General features: G+C 41.5%; 8 protein-coding genes. 6 read left to right on the forward strand and 2 right to left on the reverse strand.

Annotated elements, in window-relative coordinates:
- Positions 1 to 559: 559 nt before the first annotated feature.
- Together vap15 and O9334_RS07660 are read left to right on the forward strand one after the other, a co-directional pair.
- On the forward strand, positions 560 to 796 hold the full coding sequence (gene vap15 / locus O9334_RS07655; RefSeq protein ID WP_002762933.1) for a type II toxin-antitoxin system VapB15 family antitoxin: 237 nt from the start codon (positions 560 to 562) through the stop codon (positions 794 to 796).
- Entirely contained in the window at positions 774 to 1,190 is a 417-nt protein-coding gene (locus O9334_RS07660; RefSeq protein ID WP_287999777.1) for a putative toxin-antitoxin system toxin component, PIN family, read from the forward strand. Before vap15 ends, O9334_RS07660 begins: the two co-directional genes overlap by 23 nt.
- Positions 1,191 to 1,300: 110 nt before the next feature.
- Here the strand turns inward: O9334_RS07660 and O9334_RS07665 are convergent, their stop codons facing one another.
- Positions 1,301 to 3,265: an FAD-dependent monooxygenase family protein gene (locus O9334_RS07665; protein ID WP_287999778.1), complete on the reverse strand. Its 1,965-nt coding sequence runs from the start codon at positions 3,263 to 3,265 to the stop codon at positions 1,301 to 1,303.
- A gap of 144 nt (positions 3,266 to 3,409) precedes the next feature.
- On the opposite strand from O9334_RS07665, the gene O9334_RS07670 reads away from it, so the two are divergent.
- The 3 genes from O9334_RS07670 to O9334_RS07680 all read left to right on the forward strand — a co-directional run bounded on the left by O9334_RS07670 (position 3,410) and on the right by O9334_RS07680 (position 5,597).
- Positions 3,410 to 3,652, forward strand: coding sequence for a hypothetical protein (locus tag O9334_RS07670; RefSeq protein WP_002763591.1), 243 nt, complete (start codon positions 3,410 to 3,412; stop codon positions 3,650 to 3,652).
- Between the two features lie 7 nt (positions 3,653 to 3,659).
- Positions 3,660 to 4,475, forward strand: a complete 816-nt coding sequence (locus tag O9334_RS07675) for an LmeA family phospholipid-binding protein (RefSeq protein ID WP_045358289.1) — start codon at positions 3,660 to 3,662, stop codon at positions 4,473 to 4,475.
- Positions 4,476 to 4,916: 441 nt separating this feature from the next.
- On the forward strand, positions 4,917 to 5,597 hold the full coding sequence (locus O9334_RS07680; RefSeq protein ID WP_287999779.1) for a GerMN domain-containing protein: 681 nt from the start codon (positions 4,917 to 4,919) through the stop codon (positions 5,595 to 5,597).
- 33 nt (positions 5,598 to 5,630) lie between these two features.
- On the opposite strand, the gene O9334_RS07685 is transcribed toward O9334_RS07680, so the two are convergent.
- Entirely contained in the window at positions 5,631 to 6,692 is a 1,062-nt protein-coding gene (locus O9334_RS07685; RefSeq protein ID WP_287999780.1) for a mechanosensitive ion channel family protein, read from the reverse strand.
- Between the two features lie 184 nt (positions 6,693 to 6,876).
- Here O9334_RS07685 and O9334_RS07690 point away from each other — a divergent pair, with 184 nt between their 5' ends.
- Positions 6,877 to 7,212 (forward strand): c-type cytochrome, encoded by a 336-nt coding sequence (locus tag O9334_RS07690; protein ID WP_045358376.1) that lies wholly within the window; start codon positions 6,877 to 6,879, stop codon positions 7,210 to 7,212.
- Positions 7,213 to 7,441 lie beyond the last annotated feature (229 nt).

A 7,441-nucleotide genomic window follows, 5' to 3' on the forward strand; every position in this document is an offset into this window, starting at 1 on the left:
TGACACTGTACCTAATACGACTGCACACCGCTATAAGCTAGTGAGGTACACATATTTTTCTTCCCTTTTGACTTTTGCCTCTTGCCTTTTGCCTAAAACCCATAACTTTTGTACCTCAGCAGACTGAAAAACGCTATAGTAGCTTGTAGGGTGTGTGTTTGCGCGTATTTAAAGGAAATTTGTTAATAATTAAATTATGATTGCGCCGTAACGCACCATCTTAAGAAAATTGGTGCGTTATGCTATTACTAACGCACCCGACAAAAGCTTTATATGGTATGATACCAGAGTTAACCTTGATCTCTCAATCAATATCCCCCCGTAGCAATCTCTCCCTAGTAACAGGCTTCTAGTTCCTGTTTGATATTCAGGTAGAATGAATGATATAATTGCTGCCTGGGGCGTGGCTCTCTCGTGCCAAGGCTTGTAACCTGTAGAATATAACAATCTCAGGTCTTTTGTCAAGTCTAATTTTAGGGATTTTGCTCACGTCAACATCAGCTTTTCAGGAACTCGATACCTAACACCTCGCTTTATCAATAAACAATAATTTGAGAAAATGAACCAAAAAACTTACCAACTAACCTTAAACTTTGACCAGATTTTAGATTTGGTTAAACAACTCCCAGAAAGTGACAAAATAAAACTCAGTAAAGAACTCGAAAAAGAAACTTTAAATCAAAAATTAACCCAGCTTTTAGAAACCTTTAAAACTGATGAGCTTTCCCTAGAGACAATTACCGAAGAAGTGGAGGAAGTTAGGGCTGAAATTTATGGACAACAAGCCACCGATTAAAGTTATTATTGATACTAACCTTTGGATTAGCTTTCTTATTGGTAAACAGTTAGCTGGTTTAAAATATCTACTGATTGAAAAAACTCTTGTGCCGATTTTTTCTCCACAGCTACTTAATGAGATTAACCTTGTTACCAAAAGACCAAAATTACAAAAGCATTTTTCCCAAAGTAAAGTTCAAGAATTACTTGAACTTTTAAGCATAATTGGGTTATGTATTGAGACTAAATCAAAAATTAATATCTGTAGAGATGCTAAAGATAACTACCTTTTAGCCTTAGCCAAAGATAGTCAAGCTGACTTTTTAATTACAGGCGATCAAGATTTATTAATTTTGCAACAATTTGGAATAACTAAAATTGTTGCAAAATTAATAATTTTTATAGGGAATTAATCGATGATTTAAAAGTGGTGCGTGGATTATTAGTTTTATTTTTTTGACCAAATTGGAGACCGCACACACGCACCTTACCTTTATATCAAAGTTTACCTGATAAATATCCTCTAATTTCTTAAGCTATAATTAAAACTCAATAACTTTAACCAGAGGCGAGGATTGTCTTTTTCTAGCCAGCTTTGGGAGTTTTTTAACCATTGGGGAAACCAGAGACCAAAAAGCAGATTTTTGACTCCATCAAGGCTAAAATCGAGATAGGAACCCAACCAACGAATTAAATCCTGACTGCCAGCCATTTCTGCTATCCATAACAGTAAAGCGGGGTTTTTTCTGGCCGCTTTAATTGCTAAACGGCTAAAGGTCAACCAATCGGTTTTATCCTTAATAAAAGTTTCGGAAACCTCTGGCGGTTCGTCGGCCAATAAACCGAAAAATGTGTTTAACATGGCGTTAATTCTTTGGGGTGGTAAAGTTTTTCCCGTGGCCACCATCATTCCTTTAGAAAATAACCAAGTTACCGCCACATTACTTTGATAGGCACGCACATTTTCTAGGTCTTTAGCTGTTAGTAAATCGTGTTTCAATGCCGTATCCAAAAGCTCGGTTAAGCGCTCTAAATTACGCACCAAAGAACCGAAGCCAGTAAAGATTAAGGGTGATTGCAGGGAGGCGGCATCACCGATGGCTAAAATGCGATCAAAGGAGACAATTCGATCTTTTTTGCCTGTGCTAAAATGTCCCGGTATATAACCAAAGGTGGGTTTTTTCCAAGTTAATTTTTCTGGGTCACACTGTCGATATTCGGGCAAAATAGTAAAGAAATCTTCGTACATTTCCAACAGAGAACCGGGGTTATCGGGATGGACTTGATGATAGTGAAATAGATAGAAGGTTAATTCTTTTCCTTCCCCCGGAAATAATTCCCAAATTAGTTGTCTGCCTTTAGAAATATCGCCATGGGAATTTAAGACATCGCCATAGTGAGAATCCCACACCAGCGGCTCGAATCCTTCTACTACTGCCCCCACCGTCGGACAGACACTATCAAAGGCGCGCACTCCGTTTAATTGCCAAGCAATGGCAGAAGCGGAACCCATAGCATCAATCAATAAACGGCCTTTTATCTGTTGAATTTCTCCACCATGATTAAGGGTGACAGTAACACTATTGGCAGTAATATCAGCCTTAATAAATTCTGTTTGATCGAGAATTTTACCGCCCTGATCATGTAATTTTTTAGCGCAGGATTGCAGCAATTTATCGGAATTAATGGCGATATTTAAAACCGTGGGAGTATGGAGAATTTTGGCTTTCAGATGGGGGGGATTATTGCCATCAAAAAACTTATTAAAGCCATCGATGTATTCTTGGAAGATTAATTCCTCGAATTCCTCGGACGTAAATAGGCCTAAATTAATTAAACTTTGAAACTCCGATCGAGAGATGTTCCATTCCCGATTCATTCGTCCGAAAGGCAGTCTTTCTACTAAGAGGACTCGATAACCTAATTTGGCCATCTGTGCCGCATGAATTGCCCCCAAGGCACCACCAATATAAATTAAGTCATAGGCGATGGGATGATCATTTTCCTCACTGCTAGAGAAAATTACCGGCTGCGGTTGTTGGGGATTTTTGGCACTGTCGCGCCAACGTTTTTCCCACCAATACAAACGTTCTAAATCGGCCTCCCCTTGAGGCATTTTGCGGAAGTAGTGAACCGTTAGGGGATAGTCCGCTTCTAAATCTGTAAAAATTGAGTGATTTTTTTGATCGATGTTTGGTATCGTGCTAAACTGCGGCGGAAAACGCTTTTGTAAAGCTCGATCGAGCTGCTGAGTCAGGGATGTTTCTCGGTCATGCGATCGCTGACCCCAGCGGAAAACTTTTAAATAAGTAGTCCGTTGCAGCGTCCAGACAAAGATCGACAATTCGATCGCCTCCGATAAGCGCAATCTCACCCCGTTAGGTGTATTTGTCTTGACACCGCTGGCGGGTTGCCAATCGGATTGTAACCACTGACAAACGGCGATCGAGTCAGGAGTCGGAATTTCTCTGTAAAGGATTTCTCTCATCTTGATTTAGTTATTACACCCAAAAATACCCAAAAGTACAAGTCAAAAATGGTCTGATTACGCTAGACTACACAAAAAGTTTTCTGAAAAAAGTTTTAAAAACTTTACATACCTAGATTAATACACAGCCAGCCCCATCTGATTATGAATTATCCCATCCCGACTACCCCCGAAGAAATTGCCGCCCTCCGACAGCGCCCCGTGGACGAGGAGATGATCGCTGCCGTGATTGCGGGAATTATTAGAATGGCCCGCGCCCAGGGTCAATCTCTAGACGATCTTACCGAAGAAATTCTCGCAGAAGACCCGATTTTAGATCAAGTGCAACGACGTTGGTTAAGTCAGCTTTTGACTAATGCTTGGCAAAATTTAGCTGGATGGGTGTAATTGAGCGATGGAATGGCTAACAATCACTCTCGCTAGTGTTTTGACCCTGTTAACTCCCGCAGGGGCAATTATCGATACGGTTTTAGCCCATACCCTTCGCTCCCAAGTCCAAAAAGTGGAACAATTAGCCGTGAGAGTCGATAATACTCCCAATTATCAGGCTCTGCAAGGCAAAATCGCTCGAGTTCGCATTTCTGCACGGGGAATTTATCCCCGTGCCGATGTTCGCATTGAGAAGATCGAGCTAGAAACTGAGCCAATTAGCCTCGATTTGCGGCAATTACAGCAAAAAAACGGCAGTTTAGCCGCCGCCTTGCGCCGACCGGCTGCGGGGGCATTGCATCTCGTCCTCACGGAAACTAATGTTAATCAAGCTTTACAATCGGCAGCGGTCAAAGAGCCAATTCAGACTCTGATTAATAATCTGATTCCCTCTAGGGAAGAATTGGGTAGCACAAAATATCAACTTAGTCAAGCAAATTTTAACTTTCTTAATAATAATCGAGTCGCCCTCAGCCTGCAGCTAGAGACCCAACGGCCGGACGGCCCCGCAGCCAGCCTCGATCTGAGCTTAGAAGTGGGATTTAAGCTAGTGCAGGGGCGAAAAATCGAGCTTATTGACCCCACAGCCACTCTTAACGGTCGTCGCATCTCCTCGCGCCTTCTCAAGGGGTTTGCCGAGGGTATATCCGCCCAGTTAGATTTAAAAAACTTCGAGAAACAAGGAATTATCGCCCGCCTTCTCCAATTGCAGATCGACGATGATAAGCTGAGTATAGCCGCCTTTGGCAGCATTGAACCTCGATCGGGGAACCCCAATTAAATTTAACGGTCGGAAAACAGGAGATCGGAAGTGGGAATTATGAATTATGAATTATGAATTATGGCTCTTCGTTACTTGGTATGGTTCGATAGGGGGGCATAAATCGACTAAATCCTTATCTGGCAAGGGATTTAATTGATTAGTTCGCTCTAGATCGAAAATAATTGACAAAAATCGCTAAATGCCTTTCTATATAGGGGTTCCATCCCTTATAACCCCCGTCCATTGCATAACACAAACCGAAGAGCCTGAATTATGAAGTGGGGTGGTGGGGAAGTGGGGAAGTGGGGAGATGGGGAGAATAAAAGCCTTCGACTGATAACTGATAACTGATAACTGATAACTGATAACTGATAACTGATAACTGATAACTGATAACTGATAACTGATAACTGATAACTGATAACTGATAACTGATAACTGATAACTGATAACTGAATTATGCCTAGTTCTCGCTCTAGTGATAAAATCTCTTTGCCTTGGATAATTGGTATCGGCCTCGCTTTATTTACTGCTGGTGGGGCCACTGCCTGGTTTGCCGTCCATCACCTATCTTCCTCCCAGAAAACTAGCGAAAACCCGATTGAAGCTCTTACTCCGGCGCCGATAAGTCAATCACCAATTGTTGAACCGGTTTCTCCGGGTCCTGTGAAGACAAGTCCGACAGCGACTCCTGCAGCTATTCCTGTTAGGGAAACTCGACAGGTTTATTGGTTAAAAGTGACCGATACGGGTAATCAATTAGTCACCCAAGAAATTACCGTTCAAAAAGCGCTTAGCCGCGAGCGAGAGTTAACAGCAGTATTGCAAACTCTATTAGCTGGTCCAAGTAATCCTCAGGATATGACTACTATTCCCGCCGGGACTAAATTACTTGATTTAAAAGTAGATAAAACGGGAATTAAGATTAATCTCTCGCGGGAGTTTGGCACTGATGATGGTCCTGATATGTTAATCGGTCGTTTGGCACAAATCATCTATACTACTACTACCGAGGATCCTAATGCCAAAGTCTGGATTCAAGTGGAAGGAAAACCCCTAGAATTATTAGGAGAAGGCCACGGTCTTGAAGTTTCTCAACCGATGACTCGTAAGTTTTTTGAGGAGAATTATCAGTTGTAAACTGCCCGCGCCTTTAAATTGTTGTTGTTGAGATTAACTAGGGGGATTAGTGGGGGTATAGGGAAAAAAAATCGGATAGGGAATTGTAATTCCTTCTTGCCGATAGCGTCGGTGTAGGAGTTTAATAAATTCGTGTTTAATGGTGAGATGTTGAAAAAATTCCTCTTCTACCACCTTGAGATAAACCGTGAGCAGGATACTATAGTAATCGAATTTACGATAAAGAATCAAGGGTTGATATTCACCGAGGTGAGGTTGCAATAACTGGGCGATTTCTTGCATAACTTCTAGGGTAACTTTTTCGACTTTTTCTAAGTCACTATCGTAACTAATGCCCACTTCCACGGGAATCAGTAGAGAGTGATCTGGTAAACTATAGTTACGGAAACTAGAAGAAATGATCTGAGCATTGGGAATGACCAAAAGATTATTGGTAATTTCTTCGATTACTGTGCATCTTAAATCCACATCTCGCACATAACCAGCTTCTCCCGTTCTCAGTTCAATATAATCTCCCGGTCTAACTTTTTTAGAAGTGATAATATTAATCCCCGACATTAAATTAGCTAGGGTATTTTGGAGAGCTAAACCGAGGGAAACACCCCCAATACCAAAGGCAGTAAGCAGCGGAGTTATCGAAATGCCAATCGAGCTTAAAATCAGCAAAAAACCGCAGCTAAAAATCAGAACTTTGGCGAGAAATTCAAATAGGGAAGTTAGGGAAGAAATGCCATCATCTCCCGTGGTATAAACTCGTAATATTTCCAGGGATAATTGAGCAACAACCCAAGTAGCCGAAGCTAAAAAAGCTACTAGCAGAAATTTTTTGCTCAGGAGAATGAGGGAGGGAAAGAGGGGAAGATTAGGAAGGGAGAGGGCAATATTTAAACCCAAAAGTCCGAACCAAAGTATGCTTAATCCACGAATGGAACGTAAAACCCCTTCCGAGAAACGCAGGTTTTTTTCTCTGGCAATCGATAAAAGTTGACTGACAACGCGCTTTTCTACAAGCCATCCCAACAGCAGGAAACTGAGGATGATGGTGATAGGTAAGATAATATAGGGCCAATCTTCCAGTCTGGTTAATAGGTTCATTGCTAGAGGGTTAGAAAAAGTTGCACTTTTGCCTTATCTTACTCCCCATTTCTCTATCTCTAGCAGGGGCGGTGGAATTTTCGGGCAAAAAGTTGCAAAATGTAAAGAGAAACTCATCTTTTCTTCGGCAGCTTGCGTGAATAGTCAGTTAGTTAAACCAAAATTCGGGATTTATCGATTCTCAATGGTTATAATCGTGGTTTTGTTCCTGATTAGCACCTTTTTAATCACCTTTCATCTGGCTAAGATGTCGGATCCCTATATTAAAGAGGTGTTATCCCTACAAGGTAATGTCAGTCGCGGTTACGAAATCTTTCAAATTAACTGTGCTGCTTGTCACGGTCAGCTTGCTGATGGCATCGTCGGACCAAGTTTAGAGGACGTTTCCCATCGCAAATCGAGAATTAGTCTGATTGAACAGGTAATTAGCGGTAAAACCCCGCCAATGCCGAAATTTCAGCCCGAACCTCAAGCTATGGCTGATTTATTGATTTATTTAGAAAATCTTTCAAAAAACTGACTCTTGGCCAAAATTGATAGTAAGCTAAGACCCATTGAAACTGGGTGGAGAGTGGGACGTGGGAAGTGGGGGAATGGGGAATTTCAACTAAGTAGCTGGTTATAATTAAATTAAAAATGGATTTTAGGTTCGATCCCCCCTGCCCTCCTTGATAAGGTAGGGTTGATTCATGAATCAACCCTACCCTTGATAAGGGGGGTGTCTGATAATTTTTAACGCCTACCTACTT

Origin of the sequence: Microcystis sp. LE19-8.1F (assembly GCF_027531715.1) — a bacterium.
Classification (GTDB): domain Bacteria; phylum Cyanobacteriota; class Cyanobacteriia; order Cyanobacteriales; family Microcystaceae; genus Microcystis; species Microcystis wesenbergii_A.

Bases quoted from the DNA above. Each gene is read 5' to 3' on its own strand.
- O9334_RS07670 (WP_002763591.1), top strand. From the start codon at position 3,410: ATGAATTATCCCATCCCGACTACCCCCGAAGAAATTGCCGCCCTCCGA.
- O9334_RS07685 (WP_287999780.1), bottom strand. From the start codon at position 6,692: ATGAACCTATTAACCAGACTGGAAGATTGGCCCTATATTATCTTACCT.
- O9334_RS07680 (WP_287999779.1), top strand. From the start codon at position 4,917: ATGCCTAGTTCTCGCTCTAGTGATAAAATCTCTTTGCCTTGGATAATT.
- O9334_RS07665 (WP_287999778.1), bottom strand. From the start codon at position 3,265: ATGAGAGAAATCCTTTACAGAGAAATTCCGACTCCTGACTCGATCGCC.
- vap15 (WP_002762933.1), top strand. From the start codon at position 560: ATGAACCAAAAAACTTACCAACTAACCTTAAACTTTGACCAGATTTTA.
- O9334_RS07690 (WP_045358376.1), top strand. From the start codon at position 6,877: ATGGTTATAATCGTGGTTTTGTTCCTGATTAGCACCTTTTTAATCACC.
- O9334_RS07660 (WP_287999777.1), top strand. From the start codon at position 774: ATGGACAACAAGCCACCGATTAAAGTTATTATTGATACTAACCTTTGG.
- O9334_RS07675 (WP_045358289.1), top strand. From the start codon at position 3,660: ATGGAATGGCTAACAATCACTCTCGCTAGTGTTTTGACCCTGTTAACT.